Genomic DNA, 19,630 nt, shown 5'->3' on the forward strand with positions numbered 1-19,630 from the left:
GTTCCGCGGGTCCTCCACCGGGGTGCCGTACGGAGCAGGCGGACCGCGCCACGGGTTGCTGCCAATCGGCACATATCCGCGCGGGTCGCGGCACAGCTGAATGGTCGGCGCCCGCTTACCGGGGAACTCCTGGCACGGGTAGTTGCGCGCACCGCGCACCGCGCTCGGATCGTTCTGTGCCGTCTTGCAGTACATGTCGCTGGGTAGCTCGCGCAGGGTCTCGTCGGCAGGGGTGCGCATCAGCGGCGCCGGCACGAAACCGGTCAGGCACGGCGGTGGATCGCCCAGGTTAAGCCGGAAGTCCAACTTCGCGCCCTCGTCCATCGGCGCACCACCGGCGACCGTCAACAGCGCCGAGAACAGCGCCGGCAGGATCACCAACGACTGCTCGATCGACTTGTTGTAGATGACGCCGACACGACCCAGATTGGCAAGGCTTGCCGCGAGCACTGGGAACGACGGGCGGATACCCGCGAACAGTTCGGAGGCTTCCTCGGCGGCCCCCGGAGCCACCGTGAGGAACTGGCGCAGCTGCGGATCGGCTTTGGCGAAATGTTCAGTCAGTGCCGCCAGACTGGAGACGGATCCGCGGATGTTGTCGCCACTGCGTATCTGGGCGTCCAGCAGCGGCCCCACCTGATCGATCAGCTTGGTGGTGCTGTCGTAATTGGTGTTGGCCTCTTGAATCAGCAGCCGCGACGAATCGATCAGCCGGGAAAGTTCCTGACCGGATCCGTTGAATGCCTTGAACGCCTCGGCCAGCACCTCCCGCAGCCGGGTGTCGGCAATGGTGTTCACGAGGCTGTCTGCCTGGCGCAGCAGAGTGGAGACGTCGGTGGGGATCGAGGTGCGATCGGTACCGATGACATCGCCTTGCCGCAGGCTACCGGCGGCCCCCGTCGGTGGCGGCACCAGATCTACGTACTGCTCGCCGATGGCGGACACGCTCTTGACGACGGCCCGCACATTGCCCGGCACCTTCACGTTGTCGTTGAGCCGCATCCTGGCGGTGACGCCCTCGGGAGTCAGCTCGACATCGGTGACACGGCCGATCTGCACACCGCGATAGGTGACGTTCGCGTTCTGGTACAGACCACCCGTGGCAACGAACTGTGCCTTCACATCATGGTTTCCGATGCCGAGCGCCGTGGGCACCCGCAGGTAGAAGATCGCCATCAGCGCCACGCTGATCACCGTGATGGCCGCGAAGATCGCCAGCTGTATCTTGATCAGCTTTTCCATCAGCGACCACCTCCCTGCGGGGAGCCAGGTGCAGCCGGCGCGGGCAGACTGAACGGGCTGGTCTCCTTGCCGTTCAGGTTGGCCATGGATCCGATGAGCCATTCCGGCGGGTTCACTACGTCGTTGAAGTGCTGCATGTTCGGATCGAAGAACGATGTGGTGAACAGCGTTTCACCTATGCGCCGTGCGGTCAGGTCAAACGTCACGAAGACGTTCAGGTAGTCCCCGCGCACCGCGTTCCGCAGGTACTTGGTGCTAAACGGGAATGTCGGCAGGAGATCAAGGCTGTCGATCAAAACGTCACGGTTTTCTGCCAGTGCCCGAACCACCGGGTACAACCCCTTGAGATCGGCGACGATGTCTTCCTTGGTGGTCCGCAGCACCCGGTCGGTGATCTTCGCGAGATTCCCCACCGATCGGAACGCCTCGATGATGTTGGCGCGATTCTCGTTGAGCACCTTCAGCGCAGGTTCGATCGAATCGATGGCGCGCCCGAGGCTTTCCTTGTGCTCGGCGAGGACCCGCGAAAACTTGTCGATGCCCTCGATCGCCGAGATGATGTCGTTGCGCTGAGAGTTCAGCGACGAGATCAGGGTGGCAAGCTTGGGCAACACCTGGGTCAGGTTTCCGGTGCGTCCCTTGAACAAGTTGTAGGTCTCGTCGGTGATGTCTTGTATCGCACCGAGATTGCCCTTGTTGACTACCACTGACAGCGCAGACAACACCTCTTCGGTGCTGGGGTATTTGTCGGTCCGGCTCAGCGGGATGGTGTCTCCGCCGGCCAGCTGGCCCACGGCGGGTTCCCCGGTGGGGGCGGCCAGCTCGATGTGCTGTGAGCCGAGCAAGCTGGTCTGGGCGACCTTCGCGACGGCGTTGGCCGGCAGCTGCACCTCCGGACTCAAGGACACCTTGACTCCGGCATACCAAGAACCATCTGGCTTTTGGAACGCATCGATACCCGACACACTGCCTACGGTCACGTCGTCCACCATGACCGGAGAGTTCTGCGGCAGCGTGGTGACATCGGGCAGCTCGACGGTGATGGTGTAGGACCGTGAGCCATGACCCGCCGTCCCCGGCAGGTTCAGCGAGTTGAGTCCATTGAACTGACATCCACTCGTCACGACGGCGACACCGACACCGATCGCCATCCCGCGCAGTGTGCGATGAGAGCCTCGCGCGAAGAGCGTTGAACTCAGACAACTCATCGCGGGCCTCCCGGAGTAGCGAGTGGCGCGGGCTCGTCTGCGGCGGCGGGGAAGCCCGGCGGCACCGGACCCGGCTCGGCGGGACGCAGCTCCGTACCCGGGGGTGGCGGGGCGTTGATCTCCTCGGGCCCGAGCATCAATGCACTGAGGTCCTGCGGCGACGGTTTCGGCGGCGGCGGGGCACCATTGGGCCGGACCCACACCAGGTCCTCGCGGGGCGCCTCGGACTTCGCCTCCGTCTCGGGGGTGTCGTAGATGATCTGTCCCTTGTACGCCGAAATCTGGTTGATCGGGTGCAGCAGGATCGGGGCGTAGTTGAAGGTCGCGCGGCGCAATACGGGTCCCATGCGTTCGCGGCAGATCTCAGCCCGCTTCAAATACTCGGCCTTGTTGCCCGTTTCGAACACGCCGCCACAGATGAACTGCACCGGGTTGGCCAGGTTCGGAATCGAGAGCATGCCGTTCAACGTGCCTGCCGCGGGGTTGTAGATGTTGTAAAAGTTGGCCAGACCGTTGGGCGCGACGTGCAGGATCTGTTCGACGTCGTCGCTCTGGTCGGAGAAGATCTTCACAAAGTCGCTCAGCTTATTCACCGAATCAACGAGCGCAGAGTTGGTGTCTCCCAGGAAACCTCGCACATCGGTGAGTGCCTGATTGAGCGCACCCAGGGTGGCGCCGAGGTTCTCGGTGCTAGCCGCCAGGACCTTCGACACCGAGGCCAAGTGGGTGCTGAACTGCACTATCTGCTCGTTGGAATTCGCCAACGCGTCCACCAGCACCTGCAGGTTCTTGATGGTGCCGAATAGATCCGTGCGCGAGTCGCCGAGCCGCCCGGCCGCTTGCGAGAGCTCCCGCACCGCGTTCCGGAACGAATCACCGTTACCGTCGAAAGTACTTGCCGCCTGGTTGATGAAATCGCTTACCGGGCCCTTGGATTCACCCTGCGGCCCCAGGCTGTCGCTGAGTTTGGCCAGCTCGGTCTTGACCTCATCCCATTCGATCGGGACGGCGGTCTTGTCCAGCCCCAACGAGGCACCGTCGGCGAGAGCCTGCCCCTCGGTGTAGGCCGGGGTCAGCTGAACAAACCTGGCGGTCACCAGATTTGGGGCCATGATGATCGCTTGCGCGCCCTCGGGCACTTTGAACTTGTCCGGGAGCTCCATGGTGACCTTTACGTCACCCTCGCGCGGCTCGACGGCGCTGATGTGGCCGGCCTTCACACCGAGAATCCGAACGTCATCACCCGGGTACAACCCGACGGCCGACGCGAAATGCCCGACGATCTTGTATGTTCCGCGGCTGGGCCACACCCAATACAGCAAGCCACCCACGAGTGTCACGGCGAGCAGCGCGTAGGCACTCTTCCGGATCCAGGGTGTGAAACGGTTCGATTGTGTTGTCATGGCGATTTCGGCCTCATGACTTGGCGCTCGCCGATCAGACCATTCAAGTAGTCCGAGAGGCTGGCGGGCAGCTTGCCGGGCTGGAAGTAGGTGTCGAACATGACGGCGGTCAGTGTCGCGGGCGGGAAGCCGTAGACGTTGACGTGGAAGCCCGGCCCCGAGGACACGACCTCGCCGAGAGCGGTGCCGTATCCGGGTAGACGCTTGAGCGCCTCACTGATATGCGCCTTTCGGTCTAAGAGGTCATCGAGCACGACGTTCAGTTTCTCCATGGTGGGCCGGAACTCTTGGCGGTTGTCGGCCACGAATCCACTGAGCTGCTGCGAGAGTCCCTGCACACGATTGATCAGCTCGCTGATGGCCAGACGCCGCTCATCGAGTGCTGCAAACAGTTGATTGCCATCGGCGACAAGCTTGTTCACCTGCCCGGCACGCTCGGAGAGAATCCCACTCACCGACTTGGCACGGTTCAACAGCTGCTCGAGGGCGGCATCGCGGTCGTTCAACGTGCGTGAGAGCGAGGCGACTCCGTCCAGGGCACCACGCAGCTGCGGGGTGGCGTCACGCATCGCATCGGTGATGACTTGCAGCGACTGATCGAGTTGCGCCTTGTCTATCCCGCCCGCCGATGCGCCCAGGTCGCTCAATGCACTGTTGAGTGTGTACGGAGTTCTGGTGCGGCCCAACGGGATTTCGGTGATACGGCCCGACCCAGCCGGCGTCACCGATAGCGATTTCTCACCCAACACGGTGGTGGTCCTTATCGCGGCCAGCGACTGGTCACCCAGGCGGATCGAGCGATCCACGGTGAAGTCCACGCGAACCTTGTTGCCCGCCAAGGACACATCCTTGACCTGACCCACCTTGATACCCGAGACGAAGACGTTGCCGCCCGGCTCCAGGCCTCCGGAGTCCGAGAAGAATCCGGTGTACTGCCTGCCTTGTGGCCAGAACGGAAGACCCGTATAGCCGAATGCGACCAGCACCAGCATCGCCACCACGGCGATGCCGAAGATTCCGGTGCGTACCGGATCTTTCTCCTGTATGTCACTCATTTTTGAAGGCGCACCTGCCCTTCGATGGGTCGGGTGGTCCACCAAACGGGATCAACCAGTCAGTTCCGACAGGTCCGTTGACCTTGATCCGGATGGAGCAGTAGTAGATGTTGAAGAACGATCCGTAGGCGCCAAGAGCATTGAGCCGCAGGTAGTTCTCGGCCAGGTTCTCCACGACGACGTTGATATCGGCCTTGCGCTCATCCATCCGGGTTGCCAGCTGGCGCGTCTGTTCGATGGTGCCCTTGATGTACGGGCGAGTGTCCTTGAGCACCGACTCCAGCGACGAGGCCGTTGAAGCAAGTGGCGGTAGCGCTCCGGCGACCACATCGCGCTGTTGCGCCAGGCCCGAGACGAGCTGCTGTAGCTGATCGACGCTCGATGAGAACTGGCTGCTCTTCGAGTCAACAGTGCCTAGCACGTCGTTGAGGTGATTGATCACATCGCCGATCAGCTGATCGCGTTCGGCCAATCCCGAGGTAAACGAGGATGTATCACCGAGCAATTGGGAGAGCGTTCCCCCTTGCCCCTGCAGAATCTGGATGAACGCGTTGCTGATCTCGTTGACCTTCGCGGCGTCGAATCCCTTGAGCACGGGCCGAAGTCCGCCAAGCAGCGCATCCAGATCGAGAGCGGGCTGGGTGTGCTCCTTATCCAGCGTTCCTCCGTCGGGCAGCTTGCGCAGCTCTCCGGGGCCCGACGAAATCTCCAGATACCGGTCACCGACCAGGTTCTCGTATCTGACAATCGCCCGGCTGGAGCTGTAGAGCTGATACTTGGAGTCGACGTCGAAGGTGACCTCGACCGTGTTGTCCGGATTGAGCGAGACGTCCTTGACGCGACCGACCGGCACGCCGGCGATGCGGACCTTCTGACCGGACCGCAAGTCGGATGCCGTGGTGAAGATTGCGTGGTACCGCTTGCCTGAACCGAATCGGAACTCACCGAAGGTGATGATCAGTCCCGCCGCCACCAGCAACATCACCACGGTGAAGACGACAACCTTGATCTGTGTACCGCGCAGCATCAGAACTCACTTCGCTTCGCGAAGGCACCGTTGTAGAGGTACTGCAGAGTGTCGGGAGCGTTAACTTGCAGCTCCTCCAACGGCTTGTACGGGATGTACGCGTTGTCCGTCACCAGGAAGGGCGATCGGTACCACGAACCGTTTTGCGCCTTGGTGGGAATATTCGGTAGCCCACGACAATTGGGGCCACCGGAGCCGTTCACGATGGGCAGGCTATCCGGATAGGTGTAGACCGGTGCGCCGAGCGGAAAGCTGTTGCTCAGGAATAGACCGGGCCGCACACCGCCGATGAGCGGGGTGAAGGTCACCAATGCCTTGGAGATCGCCTGCAGCGTGCATGGAATCTCCGGCGAGTATCTGCCGAGCAGCGTGGTGGGGGCGCGCAGTCGCTGCAGCGCCGCGGTGAGGTCCTTCTCGGCGGGAGCCAGGGTTTCGTATCCGTTGTTACCCAATCCAATTGCCGCAAGCAGTGTGGCCTTGAGATCCTGCTGTTGATCCACGATAGTGCGGCTCAGCGTCGGCAGATTGTCGAGTATGCGCACGATATTCGGAGCGGCATCGCCATAGATCTGCCCCACCTGACCAGCCTTCTGAAAATCCTGTTGCAGGGCAGGAAGTTTGGGATTCAGTTGATCCAGGTATTGATCGAGCTCGACGAGGCCCTGTCCGAAATTGTCTCCGTTGCCGCGCAACCCTTCACCGACGGCGGTCAGGGTGGCGTTGAGGTTGACCGGGTCGATCTTTCCGAGCAGCCGGGTCAGGTTCTCGAACACCGTGTTGACTTCCAGGGCCACCGCTTCCGCGGTTACCGTCGCCCCTGCTCTCAGCGGCGAGCTCGACGGCTGTTGCGGGGCAAGAAATTCCACCGACTTCGCGCCGAAGATGGTGGTGCCCGCGATACGCACCGTGGCATTGGATGGAATCAGCCGCAGATCTTTGGCATTAACCGCGAGCTCCAACTTGGCCTGTTCGTTGGCATAGGAGATGGACTTGACCTTGCCGATCTGCAGTCCGTGGAACTTGACCTTGCCGCCCTCTTCCATCACCAGGCCCGCGCGGGGCGAGACGACAGTGATGGGCTTGGTGTCGGAGAAGGCGTCGTTGTACGCCAGGTAAGTCAACACAGTCAGCGCCACCAACACGGCGGCGAGCACCGTGCCGGCTAGCCGGACGGACCGGCGCGATGAGTCTCCTGACATGTGGTTCCTAGCCCGAGAGATTGAAGTTGCCGGACCCGCCGTAGACGGCAAGTGAGATGAACAGGGTGACAAGCACAACCACGATGAGGGAGGTGCGTACGGCCTGGCCGACCGCGACACCCACACCCACCGGGCCGCCGGAGGCATTGAATCCGTAGCTGGTATGCACGAGCATCACGACCACCGACATGACGATCGCCTGCAGGAACGACCACAGCAGATCGGTGGGCACCAAAAAGGTGTTGAAGTAATGGTCGTATACGCCCGGGGACTGGCCGTTGATCATCACGGTGGTGGCGCGCGACGCGAAGAACGCCGCCAGCACCGACAGCGAATACAGCGGGACGATGGCGATGAGCCCGGCCACCAAGCGGGTGGACACCAGATACGAAACCGCGTGGACCGCCATCGTTTCCAGCGCGTCGATCTCCTCCGAAACGCGCATGGCGCCCAGCTGGGCGGTCGTTCCGGCACCGATCGTCGCCGCCATCGCGATGCCCGCCACCACCGGCGCGATGATGCGCACATTCAGGAACGCGGACAGGAAGCCGGTGAGCGCCTCGATTCCGATATTGCCCAGCGAGGAGTAGCCCTGTACCGCGATGACGCCACCGGAGGCCAGGGTAAGGAAGACGGCCACGCCGACCGTGCCACCGATCATCACCAGGGCACCGGTGCCCATGGTGATCTCGGCGAGCACCCGGATGGTTTCCTTGCGGTATTTCGTCAGCGCCGCAGGGATGTAGCTCAGCGACTGCGCGTAGAAAAGTGCCTGCTCGCCGAATTTGTCGAACGAGCGTCCCAGACCACGCATATACCGAACGGTATAGGAGGTCACGGTGTGCGTCGAAAGATACGGTCCGGTCACTAGTGCTTCACCAGGACCCGCACGCCAATGGCCGTCATGACGACGTTGATGACGAACAAACAAATGAAGGCGTAAACCACGGTCTCGTTGACCGCATCGCCGACGCCCTTGGGTCCGCCCTTGACGGTGAGCCCGCGATAGCAGCCAACAAGGCCCGCGAAGATGCCGAACAGGAAGGCCTTGATCTCCGAGATCATCAGCTCGCCCAGGCCGGTCAGCACCGTCAGGCCGTTGATAAAGGCGCCGGGGTTGACTCCCTGCAGGAACACCGAGAACACGTAGCCGCCGACCATGCCGATGGCACACACCAGGCCGTTCAGTAGCAGCGCGACGAACGTCGACGCCAGCACCCGCGGCACCACGAGCCGCTGGATCGGATCGATGCCCAGCACCTGCATCGCGTCAATTTCCTCGCGAATGGTGCGGGCACCCAGGTCGGCGCAGATCGCCGTGGCACCGGCGCCCGCGACAACGAGCACCGTGACCACAGGCCCGAGCTGCGTCACCGTGCCGAAGGCTGTCGCCGCACCGGACAGGTCCGCCGCACCGATCTCGCGCAGCAGGATGTTGAGCGTGAAGGCGACCAGGACCGTAAACGGGACGGCGACCAAGAGCGTCGGCAACAACGAGACCCGCGCGATGAACCACGTCTGATCCAGGAATTCCTGGCCCTGGAACGGGCGGCGGAACATGTTACGGAACGTGGCCAACGACATGGAGACGAAGCCGCCGACGGCGCGCGCCGGCGCCGCGAGCTGCTGCTTCAACCTTTGCTCCTGTCTCACACATCCCGGTACTGCCGAAGACTGGCCCCTATGATCCGGTTAACGATCGACGTGTACCTACCACGCTGTGAGGCGCATCATATTAACGAGAAAAAATTCTTAGTGTCAATTCTTGTACGGGCAGGCAAATCGCACGCCACGTCCACTTTGTCCTGCGATTTTGGTGCGATAAATAGAACTGGTTCTATTTAGTGCCGCACCGTCACTCTTAGCGTTGCTTAATCTTCGACCATCAGTGCGGTCGCGGAAAACGTGCGCTTGGGATCGTGTCCAGCAAAGAAATCAGCAAGGGCTGAATTGAGCGCTGACGGATCCCACGCGCCGGAATCCGCAGTGAACTTCGCTTCTACAGTAGGCGCCGCCAACAACGTCACGGTCGGTCCGTACACGATGAACAACTGACCGTTCACCGCCTCCGCCGCCGGCGAGGCCAGGTAGCGCACCAAAGTCACGACATGTTCAGGGGAAAGAGGATCAATCGAGTCCTCGGGTGCGTCGCCAAAAACGTCCGCGGTCATCGCCGTACGCGCGCGTGGGGCGATGGCATTGGCCCGCACCCCGTAGCGTCCGAGGGCACGCGCAGCCGACAGCGTCAGCGCGGTGATGCCGGCCTTGGCGGCGCCATAGTTGGCCTGCCCCTCCGGCCCCAGCAGGCCGGCTTCAGACGACGTATTGACCAGGCGGCCGTACACCGGGGCTCCCGCAGTCTTCGACGCACCGCGCCAGTAGGTGGCGGCGTTGCGAGTCAGCAGGAAGTGACCGCGCAAGTGCACGTGGATGACGGCGTCGAACTCCTCGTCCGACATATTGAAGAGCATCCGGTCGCGCGTGATGCCCGCGTTGTTGACCACGACATGCAGACCACCGAGCGATTCGGCGGTGGAGATCAGCTCGTCCGCGGTCGCGCGCTCACCGATGTCACCAGCGACGGTCACGCCCTTGGATCCCACCGCGGCGATCTCGTCGAGCACATCGCTGCGCTCCAGAGCGGGCGCGATGTCGTTCACGATGACGGTCGCTCCGGATCGGGCCAGACCGATCGCCTCGGCGCGGCCGAGTCCCGCGGCGGCTCCGGTGACAATGGCGACGCGGCCACTCAGGTCGGCATCAGCAATCGCGCTCATACAAATTTCCCTTCAGTCCCATGCTTTCGACGCGCCCCAACCGAGCCGGCTCCGCTCCGCCGAGCGCGGACGGGCCGGTGATTTACGAATGCCTCTAGTCTTTGCGAATCAAAGCGGCGCGCGGGCATTCCGCGATCGCCTGCTCGACCAGATCTTCCTGATCGGCCGGTACTTCCTCTTGCAGGATGACGACATAGTCGTCGTCATCGACGTCGAACACCTCTGGAGCGATCCCGAGACATACCAAGTTGCCTTCACAACGGTCAGGAACTACACCGACACGCATTGGAAACCTCTTTCCGGCTCCATGAGCCGACTCCGTCGTCTAGCTGAGCTGTATCGCCAGACTACGACACGTGACCCACGACACAACCCTGGTAACACCAGGATCTCTGGGCTGAGTTTGTGCCGTGGCGCCGCGTCTGGACTCCCTAGACTAGAACGTGTTACAACTCTTGTGTCAACGTGGGTCACACCTGAGGGCTCACGACAGCCGACGGGCAGCAGAGGAACACACATGCATATCGCCTATACGCCCGAGCAGGAAGAGCTGCGCCGCGAACTACGCGCGTACTTCGACAAACTGCTGACCCCGGAGCGACGCGCGGCCTTGGCGTCGAATCAGGGTGAATACGGCACCGGCAACGTCTACCGCGAGACCGTCCAGCAGATGGGTGCCGATGGCTGGCTCGCCCTCGGCTGGCCCAAGGAGTTCGGAGGCCAGGACCGTTCGGTGATGGATCAGCTGATCTTCACCGACGAGGCAGCGATCGCCGGCGCTCCGGTGCCGTTCCTGACCATCAATAGCGTGGCACCGACGATCATGCACTACGGCTCCGACGAGCAGAAGAAGTTCTTCCTGCCAAAGATCGCTGCGGGCAAGCTGCACTTCTCCATCGGCTACTCCGAGCCGGGCGCTGGTACCGACCTCGCTTCGCTGCGTACTTCGGCCGTCCGTGACGGCGATGACTACGTCATCAATGGCCAGAAGATGTGGACCAGCCTCATCGAGTACGCCGACTACATCTGGCTGGCGGTGCGTACCAACACCGAGGTGAAGAAGCACCGCGGCATTTCCATGCTCATCGTGCCCACCACCGCCGAGGGCTTCTCGTACACCAAGGTCCGCACCATGGCCGGGCCCGGCACCAGCGCCACCTATTACCAGGATGTGCGTGTTCCGGTGTCGAGCCGAGTCGGTGAGGAGAACGCGGGCTGGAAGCTGGTGACCAACCAGCTGAATCATGAGCGAGTGGCTCTGGTTTCCTCGGCGCCGATCATCACCGCGCTGCGCGAGGTACGCGAGTGGGCACAGCACACCAAGGGCCCGGGTGGCCGGATCATCGATTCCGAATGGGTTCAGCTGAACCTGGCCCGCGTGCACGCCAAGGTCGAGTACCTCAAGCTCATCAACTGGGAGCTGGCCTCCAACACCGATGCCGCTCCGTCTCCCGCCGACGCCTCCGCCACGAAGGTCTTCGGCACCGAGTTAGCCACCGAGGCCTACCGTCTTCTCATGGAGGTTCTTGGGACGGCGGCAACGCTGCGTCAGGACTCCCCGGGCGCGCAACTGCGCGGCCGCGTCGAGCGGATGCACCGGGCCTGCTTGATCCTCACATTCGGCGGCGGCACCAACGAGGTTCAACGCGACATCATCGCGATGACCGCCCTCGGCCAGCCTGCCGCGACACGCTAGAAGGGACTGCACTGCAATGGATTTCTCCCTTACCGAGGCACAGACTGACCTCGCCGGCCTGACCCGCACCATCGCGTCGGCGATCAGCACGCCGGAACGTCAGAAGGAACTCGACAAGCAGGACAGCCGGTTCGACTGGCAGCTGTGGGCCAAGCTCGTCGAGGCCGACATCCTGTCCACCGCGACACCCGAGTCGGTGGGCGGTGGGGGGTTCGGCGTCCTCGAGCAGTCCTCGATCCTCGTCGAGCTGGGCCGTGAATTGGGCGCCGTGCCGTACCTGGAGTCAGTGGTGCTCGCGGCGGGTGCACTTGCGGCGTTCGGCTCCGAGGCGCTGCAGAACGATTGGGCCGCACCGGCTGTCGCCGGCAAGAAGGTCCTCACCATTGCGCTCGAGGGTGAGCCGGGCGAGGGACAGGTGGCCGCCCGTACCGAAGGCGCCGGCTATGCCCTGACCGGTAATCGCGTCCTCGTGCCGTTCGGCGTCGAGGCCGATGCCTACCTGGTGCCTGCCGAGACCGAGACCGGCACCGCGGTATTTCTGGTGGCGGCCGCCGATGCCGGTGTCACTCAAGAGACCCTGCATACCACCGGCAAGGACAGCTCCGCTGAGCTGATCCTCTCCGAGGTTCCCGTTCCGGCAGACCGCAAGGTCGGCGGCGTGGAGGTTGTAGAGTGGCTGGGGCTGCGGGAGTCCTTGGGCCACAGTGCCTATCAGCTAGGCGTGCTCGAGCGGGCGCTGGAGCTGACCGCCGACTACGCGCGCACTCGCGAGCAGTTCGGCAAGCCGATCGGTGGCTTCCAGGCGGTGGCCCAACGGCTGGCCGACGGATACATCGACGTTAAGGGTCTGCGGCTCACCTTGTGGCAGGCCGCATGGCGGGTCTCGGAAGATCTACCCGCCGATGTCGATGTCGCGACGGCCAAGTTCTGGGCCTCCGATGCCGGTCACCGTGTCGCGCACACCGCGGTTCACGTGCACGGCGGCGTGGGCATCGACGAGGATCACCCGGTGCATCGCTACTTCCTGGCCGCCAAGCGGGGCGAGTTCGCCTCCGGCAGCGCGACGGAGCAGCTGCGCCGTATCGGGCGCGAGCTCGCCGACACGCCTGCCTAGTATCTGATTGTGAGCACCCCGGAAGACGCAACGGTCACTCAGCTGCTCGTGAACCTGGCCGATATCGACGACCGGGGGCTGCACTTCGAAGGTTCGTTCACGTCGTGGCGTGATCATGTGGCCGAAAGTCGCCGCCTGGCATCAGTATTGCGCGCACGTCTGGATCTCTCGAAGCCTCCTCATATCGGAGTTCTGCTGGAGAACACCCCGGCCTTCTCTCAGCTGTTGGGCGCCGCCGCGCTCGGCGGCCTGGTCTTGGTGGGACTCAACCCCACTCGGCGGGGCACGGCACTGCAGCGAGACATCGACCTGGCCGACTGCCAGTTGATACTCACCGACTCCGCGAGCGCGTCCCTGCTGGATGGGGTGGACCACGTCGATATCGATTCTCTCGCTGGTCAATCCGCGCCGCCGGTGGATGTTCCCGAGGTGCGGCCGGATGACCTGTTCATGCTCATCTTCACCTCGGGTACCAGCGGAGACCCCAAGGCCGTCCAGATCACCCACGCCAAGGTTGCCTCTGCGGGAATCATGCTGTCGGCACGCTTCGGCCTCGGTCCTGCGGATGTCTGTTACCTATCGATGCCGATGTTCCATTCCAACGCAGTGCTTGCGGGCTGGTCGGTTGCCCTCGCGGCGGGAGCGTCGATTGCACTGCGGCGCAAATTCTCCGCGTCGGGCTTCCTCGAGGACGTCCGCAGGTACGGAGCGACGTACGCCAACTACGTGGGCAAGCCCATGTCTTACGTGCTGGCGACACCCGAGCAACCCGACGACGCCGAGAACCCGTTGAAGATCATGTACGGCAACGAAGCCGCTGCCGGGGACACCGATCGATTCGCGCAACGATTCGGCGCCTTCGTCATTGACGGATTTGGATCGACCGAGGGCGGCGTCGCACTGGGGTGGGCACCCGGCACTCCCCCGGGTGCAATCGGGCCACTCACGCCGGAGGTCCGCATCCTGGACATCGAGACCGGAGAGCCCTGTCCCCCGGCAATTTTCGACGGTAGCGGCAAGTTGGTGAATGCCGCACAGGCCACCGGTGAGCTGGTGAACATTACCGGGCCCGGGCGATTCACCGGCTATTACAAGAACCCCGAGGCCGATGCTGAACGCATGATCGAGGGCAAGTACCGTAGCGGCGATCTCGCCTACGCCGACGAGAACGGATACGTATACTTCGCCGGGCGCCTGGGCGATTGGCTACGCGTCGACGGTGAGAACCTGGGCACCGCCCCCATTGAGCGGGTACTACTGCGCCATCCGGACATCACCGAGGTGGCGGTCTACGGCATCCCCGACCCCACCGTGGGTGACCGAGTAATGGCGGCACTGGTGGTGAGCAACGGATTCCAGCCATCCGAACTCGGCGGATTCCTCGCCGCCCAAGAGGATCTCGGCCCCAAACAATGGCCCTCATTCGTCAGGGTGAGCCAGACTCTGCCACGTACCGCGACGTTCAAGGTGATCAAGCGACAGTTGTCCGCCGAGGCGTTGGAGACCAGCGACCCGCTATGGGAGCTACAGGCTGGCGTCTACTCCGCGCGCTAGCACCGCCGAGTGGCTGTCGGCGGTCAGTGTCAGGCTGTCACCATGGGGGATGTACCGTGGCCATTCATCAGGGATGAGGCGCTCTCGAACCATCTGGTCACCGGGTACGCCCTCCGGGGATTCACCGCGCTTTACCCTGCCATATACGTGCCGACAGGCGCCGAGGTAACACCACTCAAGCGAGCCGAAGCGGCATGGCTATGGTCGAGGCGCCGTGGCGTGCTCGCCGGCATATCCGCAGCGGCCGTCCATGGCACAAAATGGCTGCCGCAGAGCGGCCCCGCCGAACTCATCCATACTAATCGTCGCGCTCCACAGGGTATCTCGGTATCGAGTGACCGTTTGCTCCGCGACGAGCAGACGGTCATCAACGGACTACCCGTAACGACGCCCGCACGCACCGCGTTCGACATCGGACGACGCACCACGGTTGACCTAGCTGTGGAACGTCTCGACGCCTTGATGAACGCCACCGGAATTTCCGTCGCCGATATCGAGACCGTGGTGGCACAGCACCGCGGTGCCCGAGGTCTGACAAGGCTCACTCAGGTCCTCGACCTGGTGGACGGCGGCGCCGAGTCACCCTGGGAGACACGCACCAGACTCATCGTGGTGCGTGCTGGCTTCGCGGCTCCACAGACTCAACTCGTTGTACGTAACCGCTTCGGCGACTTCGTCGCGCGCCTCGATATGGGGTGGAAGGACCACAAAGTGGGTATCGAGTTCGACGGCGCCCAGCATTGGAGGGACGCAGGCCAACGCTCCCGCGATATCGACCGCGCCAAGGAACTGGCGGACGAGGGGTGGCGCATCGTGCGCGTGAGCTCCGACATGGTGCGCCACCGCACAGGAACGATCGTCGCCAGGGTCGCAGAAGCATTCACCGCATTGGCCGCGTAAGTCGAGTGTGCCGATCCGGTCGAAATCTCGCCAATATTCGACACTATCCGCACACTCGGCGGCTAAGAGATTGGCGCGCGAGCGTCGCCCGGGGAGTGGCGCGCACCTATCCGCGGATCTGGTTCAGCCTGTCGACCGTGCTCTCGAAACCTGCCACCAGATCGGCCACGATCTCCGCGGTGGGCCGAATCTCGTTCATCCGCCCGACGATCTGTCCCGCCGGGAAGCAGACCGTCTCCGGGTCGTGCGCACGATTCATCCGCTCATGGGCCCCGCTGACGAGAATGTTCTGCAGCGGCATGGGCAGCGGCGTCGGTGCGTCCTCGGCATCCCAGGCCCGCGTCCACTTGGTCTTCAGCAGCCGCGCGGGCTTCCCGGTGTAGATGCGAGTACGCACGGTATCGCTGGAGGTCGCCTTCAACAGCGCCTGCTGCACCACGGAATCACCACCGGCGGTGACGGTTCCGAGGTCATACTCGGCAGCCGTCAGCCAGATTGAACCGGTCCACACGCCCGAGGCGCCCAGCGCCAGGGCCGCGGCGGCCTGCCTGCCGCTGCCGATACCGCCGGCCGCCAGCACCGGGGCGCTGCCATCAAGCGCGTCCACGATCTCCGGCCACAGCACCATGGATGCCACATCGCCGGTGTGCCCTCCGGCCTCATAGCCCTGGGCGACCACGATATCGACGCCGTTTTCGACATGCCTCCTGGCATGTTCGGCCTTACCCGCCAGCGCCGCCACCGGCACGCCATGCTCATGGGCCTGGTCGATCACGTCCTTCGGTGGAGACCCGAGTGCATTGGCGATCAGTTTGATCGGATGCTTGAGCGCCACCTCCACATGCGAGCGTGCCACCGAATGCAGCCAGCCCAGCACACCGGCCGACTCACGTTCACCCGGCAGTGGGGGCACGCCCAGGTCGGCAAGCGTCTTTTCTACGAAGTCCTTGTGCGCCTGCGGAATCAGCTTGTCGATATCCACCGCGGTGCCCTCGGTGGGCACCTTGGCCGGCATCACGATGTCGACACCGTATGGCTTGCCGTCGGTGTTCTCGTCCATCCAGTTCAGGATCGCGTCCAACTCGTCGGGATCGTTGAAGCGGACGCAACCAAGCACGCCCATGCCGCCCGCGCGGCTGATGGCGGCCGCGACCTTCTCCGACGGTGTGAAACCGAATATGGGGTAACGGATTCCAAACCGCTCGCACAGGTCGGTATGCATAGATGAGCCGCTTGCGCGAAGACCATCAGGCATGGCTCAGGCTCCCGTGTTGACGTGCTTGGTGTTCACGAGGTCTACCTTCTCGGTTTCCGAGACCTCCTTGGCCCAGCGGTAATCGGCCTTGCCCGCGGGGTTGCGCTTGACCGTGTCGACGATCCAGACGCTGCGCGGCACCTTGTATCCGGCGATCTCCTTGCGCGCGTGGCCGTCCAGGTCCTCGAAGGTGAGCGGCACGCCGTCGCGCACCGCGATCACGGCTCCCACATGCTGGCCCCACTTTTCGTCGGGCACCCCGACGACAACCGCGTCGAACACGGCGGGGTGGCCCTTCAGGACGCTCTCAACCTCTTCGGGGAACACCTTCTCGCCGCCGGTGTTGATGGACACCGATCCGCGGCCGAGCATCGTGACGGTGCCGTCGGCTTCGACAGTGGCCCAGTCGCCCGGGATCGCGTATCGCACACCGTTGAACGTTTTGAACGTCTCAGCGGTCTTCTTCTCGTCCTTGAAGTATCCGACCGGAATGTGGCCACTCTTGGCGATGAGGCCGCGCACCCCCGAACCGGGCTCGATCGGATTGCCATTCTCGTCGAGAACCGTTGTGGTGGAACTAATTTTGACAGTCGGACCACCCGGGTGCATCTGCCCCTTGGTGACGGTGGACAGGCCGCCGGTGCCGGTCTCGGAGGCGCCGATCGCATCGGTGATCACCCGGTTGGGCAGCAGTTCGAGGTAGCGCTCCTTGACCGTCTGTGAGAACAGTGCGGCACTGCTGGCCAGCACCCACAGTGAGGACAGATCGCGTGCGCGGCCCGTCTCGGTGTCCAGAGCGTCGATGAGCGGTCGGCCAATGGCATCGCCCGCGAAGAACAACATGTTGATCTTGTGCTTCTCGATGAGTTCCCACACCTCTTCGGGGTTGAACTCCGGTGCGAGCACCGTGGTCCGGCCCTGGAACAGGGCCATGAAGGTCGCCGCCTGAGTGGCACCGTGGATCATCGGCGGGATCGGGAAACCGATGAACGGTGCCGCCTCAGCGCCCTGCTTGGCCAGATCCCATTCGCCTTCGATGTACTCGCCGGTGACGTAGTTGATGCCGCCGAACAGCGAGCGGTAGATGTCCTCGTGCCGCCACATCACGCCCTTGGGGAAGCCCGTGGTTCCTCCGGTGTAAATCAGGAAGATGTCATCGGGGCTGCGTTCCTCGAAATCGCGTTCCGGGGACCCCTGTGCGAGAGCATCCGCGAATGCGACGCCGCCGTGCGACGAGTAATCCAGGTCTGTTCCGTCCTCCACCACGATCGCGGTCTTGACGTTCGGCGTGCTCGGCAGGACATTGGCGACCTTGTCGCTGTAGCGGCGCTCGTGCACGAGGGCTGCCATATCGGAGTTCTCGAAAAGGTAGTGCAACTCGGCTTCGACGTACCGGTAGTTCACGTTGACCGAGATCGCGCGGATCTTGACGATGGCTGTGAGCGCAACGACTATCTCGATACCGTTCCGGCAGTACAGGCCCACCTTGTCGCCGGGGCCTACGCCCTGGCTCTGCAGGTAGTGCCCCAACCGATTGGACCGCTCTTCAAGCTCGGCATATGTCAGCTTTCGATCGCCAGAAATGATGGCAACACGATCGGGCATAGTGTCGACTGAATGCTCAATGAGGTCGGCGATGTTAAGGGCCATGTCCATAAATTAGAACGTGTTACATTTTTAGACAAGCCCCGGCCCCATTGAAGGGGTTCCTCTTGGACGGAAACACGGAGGAAAGACCATGACTGAGACAGTGACCGAGCAGGACGCACCGCACGCCCTGGTGGAGCTACGCGACCATGTGTTGATCGTGACGATGAACCGCCCGCACGCACGCAACGCCCTCTCCGGGGAAATGCTGGAGATCATGACGCAGGCCTGGGACCGCGTCGACAACGATCCCGAGGTTCGCGTCTGCATCCTGACCGGCGCCGGCGGCTACTTCTGCGCGGGTGCCGACCTCAAGGCCATGAACAAGCGCGCCCCGGGCGATCAGTTCTCGGACGGCAGCTACGACCCCTCGGTCATCCCCGGGCTCCTCAAGGGCCGCCGCCTGACTAAACCGCTGATCGCCGCGGTGGAGGGACCCGCGATCGCCGGCGGTACCGAGATTCTGCAGGCCACGGACATCCGCGTCGCCGGGGAGAGCGCCAAATTCGGTGTCTCCGAGGTGAAGTGGAGCCTGTACCCGATGGGCGGATCGGCAGTGCGCCTCCCCCGCCAGATCCCGTACACCGTCGCCGCCGACATTCTGCTGACCGGGCGGCACATCAAGGCTCCCGAGGCCAAGGAAATCGGACTCATCGGGCATGTGGTGCCCGATGGGCAGGCACTGGAGAAAGCCCTGGAGCTGGCGGCGATGATCGCGGCGAACGGACCTGTCGCCGTCCAGGCCGTGCTCAAGACCATCCGCGATTCGGAGGGCCTGCACGAGAACGAGGCGTTCAAGGCCGACACCAAGGTGGGCATCGGCGTTTTCACCAGTAATGACGCCAAAGAGGGTCCACGCGCCTTCGCCGAGAAGCGCGCCCCCAACTTCACCGGGACATAAGACACCACGCATAGTGTGGGCGGGTGACGCCCATGTTCCCGCTGCAGTCGGTACTGCTGCCCGGTGAGCCGCTACCGCTGCGTATCTTCGAGCCGCGCTATGTCGCCCTGGTCCGCGACGTGATGGCTGCCGACCACACCTTCGGTATCGTTCTGATCGCCCGCGGCCGGGAGGTCGGTGGCGGAGACATCCGGCATGACGTAGGGACCGCCGCACGGGTCGTTGACTGCGAGTCACTCGGGGCGGAGCGCTTCGCGTTGCGCTGCGAGGGCGCACATCGGATACGAATCACCCAGTGGCTCGATGACGATCCGTATCCGCGCGCCGAGACCGAACCCTGGCCCGACGAACTCGATGATCGGGTACTGCCGTTGAGCGCCCTCAATGAGGTGCAGGCACGTATCGAGAACCTGCTGCGCCGCGTGGCAACCGCGCAGCAGGTCCGGCTCCCCCGCCGCTGGTCAATCGCCACCGGACTGCCGAGCGGTGCCGAAAAGCGGTTGTACGCATTGGCATCTCGCGTACCGATGGGTCAGGCCGACCGGCATGCCGTACTGGCCGCCCCGACTCTGGCGACGCGGTGCGCAGTGCTGAACGAGGCCGTCGACACCGTCACCGCGATGCTCGACTTCCGCGAGGTTCAGCGCTAGAG

Annotated in this window: 18 protein-coding genes; 6 read left to right on the plus strand and 12 right to left on the minus strand. The window is 63.4% G+C overall.

Annotation, left to right across the window (positions count from 1 at the left end):
* From B4383_RS07240 to B4383_RS07285, 10 genes are all read right to left on the minus strand, one after another.
* A partial coding sequence (locus B4383_RS07240; protein ID WP_078321066.1) for an MCE family protein occupies window positions 1-1,242 on the minus strand: 1,242 nt, incomplete at its 3' end.
* Window positions 1,242-2,393, minus strand: a complete 1,152-nt coding sequence (locus B4383_RS07245) for an MCE family protein (protein ID WP_078290259.1) — start codon at window positions 2,391-2,393, stop codon at window positions 1,242-1,244. The genes B4383_RS07240 and B4383_RS07245, both read right to left, overlap by 1 nt.
* Before the next feature lie 53 nt (window positions 2,394-2,446).
* On the minus strand, window positions 2,447-3,853 hold the full coding sequence (locus B4383_RS07250) for an MCE family protein (RefSeq protein WP_078290258.1): 1,407 nt from the start codon (window positions 3,851-3,853) through the stop codon (window positions 2,447-2,449).
* Window positions 3,850-4,908 (minus strand): MCE family protein, encoded by a 1,059-nt coding sequence (locus B4383_RS07255; protein ID WP_078290257.1) that lies wholly within the window; start codon window positions 4,906-4,908, stop codon window positions 3,850-3,852. Before B4383_RS07255 ends, B4383_RS07250 begins: the two co-directional genes overlap by 4 nt.
* The gene (locus B4383_RS07260; protein WP_078290256.1) at window positions 4,901-5,935 is read right to left on the minus strand and encodes an MCE family protein; all 1,035 of its coding nucleotides are present in this window, start codon (window positions 5,933-5,935) and stop codon (window positions 4,901-4,903) included. The genes B4383_RS07255 and B4383_RS07260 overlap by 8 nt, the downstream gene beginning before the upstream one ends.
* Complete coding sequence (locus tag B4383_RS07265) at window positions 5,935-7,134, minus strand: MCE family protein (RefSeq protein ID WP_078290255.1); 1,200 nt, start codon at window positions 7,132-7,134, stop codon at window positions 5,935-5,937. Before B4383_RS07265 ends, B4383_RS07260 begins: the two co-directional genes overlap by 1 nt.
* Before the next feature lie 7 nt (window positions 7,135-7,141).
* Window positions 7,142-7,948 (minus strand): ABC transporter permease, encoded by an 807-nt coding sequence (locus tag B4383_RS07270; protein ID WP_078290273.1) that lies wholly within the window; start codon window positions 7,946-7,948, stop codon window positions 7,142-7,144.
* Window positions 7,949-8,001: 53 nt separating this feature from the next.
* The gene (locus tag B4383_RS07275) at window positions 8,002-8,769 is read right to left on the minus strand and encodes an ABC transporter permease (protein ID WP_078290254.1); all 768 of its coding nucleotides are present in this window, start codon (window positions 8,767-8,769) and stop codon (window positions 8,002-8,004) included.
* A 236-nt stretch (window positions 8,770-9,005) separates the two neighbouring features.
* The gene (locus B4383_RS07280) at window positions 9,006-9,911 is read right to left on the minus strand and encodes a 3-oxoacyl-ACP reductase (RefSeq protein ID WP_078290253.1); all 906 of its coding nucleotides are present in this window, start codon (window positions 9,909-9,911) and stop codon (window positions 9,006-9,008) included.
* Window positions 9,912-10,005: 94 nt separating this feature from the next.
* The gene (locus tag B4383_RS07285) at window positions 10,006-10,197 is read right to left on the minus strand and encodes a ferredoxin (RefSeq protein ID WP_005062259.1); all 192 of its coding nucleotides are present in this window, start codon (window positions 10,195-10,197) and stop codon (window positions 10,006-10,008) included.
* 231 nt (window positions 10,198-10,428) lie between these two features.
* On the opposite strand from B4383_RS07285, the gene B4383_RS07290 reads away from it, so the two are divergent.
* From B4383_RS07290 to B4383_RS07305, 4 genes are read left to right on the plus strand one after another with little or no spacing between them, the layout of a single operon-like run.
* Window positions 10,429-11,607, plus strand: coding sequence for an acyl-CoA dehydrogenase family protein (locus tag B4383_RS07290; protein ID WP_078290252.1), 1,179 nt, complete (start codon window positions 10,429-10,431; stop codon window positions 11,605-11,607).
* 16 nt (window positions 11,608-11,623) lie between these two features.
* Window positions 11,624-12,721, plus strand: a complete 1,098-nt coding sequence (locus B4383_RS07295) for an acyl-CoA dehydrogenase family protein (protein WP_078290251.1) — start codon at window positions 11,624-11,626, stop codon at window positions 12,719-12,721.
* Window positions 12,722-12,730: 9 nt separating this feature from the next.
* Window positions 12,731-14,275, plus strand: coding sequence for a long-chain-fatty-acid--CoA ligase (locus B4383_RS07300; RefSeq protein ID WP_078290250.1), 1,545 nt, complete (start codon window positions 12,731-12,733; stop codon window positions 14,273-14,275).
* A gap of 42 nt (window positions 14,276-14,317) precedes the next feature.
* Entirely contained in the window at window positions 14,318-15,175 is an 858-nt protein-coding gene (locus B4383_RS07305) for a DUF559 domain-containing protein (protein WP_078290249.1), read from the plus strand.
* Window positions 15,176-15,281: 106 nt separating this feature from the next.
* Here B4383_RS07305 and B4383_RS07310 read toward each other — a convergent pair whose 3' ends face one another.
* Together B4383_RS07310 and B4383_RS07315 are read right to left on the minus strand one after the other, a co-directional pair.
* Window positions 15,282-16,397 carry a nitronate monooxygenase family protein gene (locus B4383_RS07310; protein WP_078290248.1) on the minus strand — a complete coding sequence of 372 codons (1,116 nt, stop codon included), beginning with the start codon at window positions 16,395-16,397 and terminating at the stop codon, window positions 15,282-15,284.
* Between the two features lie 36 nt (window positions 16,398-16,433).
* Window positions 16,434-18,086, minus strand: coding sequence for an acyl-CoA synthetase (locus tag B4383_RS07315; protein WP_078290247.1), 1,653 nt, complete (start codon window positions 18,084-18,086; stop codon window positions 16,434-16,436).
* 82 nt (window positions 18,087-18,168) lie between these two features.
* On the opposite strand from B4383_RS07315, the gene B4383_RS07320 reads away from it, so the two are divergent.
* Together B4383_RS07320 and B4383_RS07325 are read left to right on the plus strand one after the other, a co-directional pair.
* Window positions 18,169-18,978 carry a crotonase/enoyl-CoA hydratase family protein gene (locus B4383_RS07320; protein ID WP_078290246.1) on the plus strand — a complete coding sequence of 270 codons (810 nt, stop codon included), beginning with the start codon at window positions 18,169-18,171 and terminating at the stop codon, window positions 18,976-18,978.
* A gap of 32 nt (window positions 18,979-19,010) precedes the next feature.
* The gene (locus B4383_RS07325; protein ID WP_078290245.1) at window positions 19,011-19,628 is read left to right on the plus strand and encodes an LON peptidase substrate-binding domain-containing protein; all 618 of its coding nucleotides are present in this window, start codon (window positions 19,011-19,013) and stop codon (window positions 19,626-19,628) included.
* Window positions 19,629-19,630 lie beyond the last annotated feature (2 nt).

The organism is Mycobacterium sp. D16R24, assembly GCF_002013385.1.
GTDB lineage: Bacteria > Actinomycetota > Actinomycetes > Mycobacteriales > Mycobacteriaceae > Mycobacterium.